Genomic DNA, 1,252 nt, shown 5'->3' with positions numbered 1-1,252 from the left:
GCCTGTATTACAGCTGGTCCAAGGAATTCCTTGAAGCAGGGAAACGCCGCTTGTCAGGGGATACTGCCCGCCAAGCTACATCGCCTGAAGTAAAAGAATTGCGATCAGAGTCCTTGGCGTTGAAAGAATGCGTGGCCGACCTGACATTGGAGAACCGCCTTCTCAAAAAAAGCATGACAGGAAGTGGGGAGTACGAGGAATGAGGTATCCCGCGTCGGAAAAACTGGAAATCATACGAACTGTTGAAGCGTCACACCTGTCAGTGAAGAAAACCTTGGATATGTTATGCATTCCACGTACCACATTCTATCGTTGGTATGACTTATACCTTGAGAACGGGCTGGACGGATTGGCTGATAGGTCACCAAGCCCTGGTCTTGTTTGGAACCGTATTCCAGAAACTAAGCGTAATGATCTGATCGAGTTTGCACTGGAACATGAAGCACTGACATCAAGAGAGCTTGCCATCAAATACACCGATGAGAGGCGGTATTTTGTCTCAGAATCTTCAGTATATCGTATATTGAAGACTGCTGATCTGATCACAGCGCCAAGCCATGTTTCGATCAAGGCCGCATCTGAGTTCCATGACAAAACGACACGTATAAACGAGATGTGGCAGACGGACTTCACCTACTTCAAGATCATTGGTTGGGGCTGGTATTATCTGAGCACGATATTAGATGATTACAGCCGCTATATCATCGCATGGAAGCTGTGTACGACGATGAAGACTGGTGATGTGACTGACACCTTGGAAATGGCTCTGGAAGCATCGGGTTGTGATCAGGCCGTCGTTCGCCACAAACCACGGCTGCTCAGCGACAATGGATCATGCTACATCTCTGGGGAACTGGCCGATTGGTTGGGTGATCGAAGAATGGATCATGTTCGCGGAGCGCCTTTCCATCCGCAAACACAGGGCAAAATTGAACGCTGGCATCAGACAATGAAGAACCGAGTTCTTTTGGAAAACTATTATCTGCCAGGTGATTTGGAACGTCAGCTCAAAGCCTTCGTCGAATACTACAACAACAAGCGCTACCATGAGAGTTTAAATAACGTCACCCCCGCAGATGTGTACTTCGGGCGCGACAAGGAAATCATCAGAGAAAGGAAGAAGATCAAACGCAACACCATCAATCAGCGCCGCTTGCAACACTTCAGAAAAGCGGCATAATCAAATCAACGACGAACCAGAGCCTCCATTAATTTATAAGCTCACGTGTTCCAATTTATCTGACGACGGACA

At 47.6% G+C, this 1,252-nt stretch carries 1 pseudogene; it reads left to right on the top strand.

Annotation, left to right across the window (positions count from 1 at the left end):
• Positions 1-1,180 (top strand): annotated as a pseudogene (locus IE094_RS15465) (IS3 family transposase); the annotation flags it as partial.
• Positions 1,181-1,252: the final 72 nt, after the last annotated feature.

It is taken from the genome of Paramylibacter ulvae (assembly GCF_014652655.1).
GTDB lineage: Bacteria > Pseudomonadota > Alphaproteobacteria > Rhodobacterales > Rhodobacteraceae > Amylibacter > Amylibacter ulvae.
The sequence above is the reverse complement of the archived record's forward strand: the minus strand, read 5'-3'. Positions and strand labels throughout refer to the sequence as shown.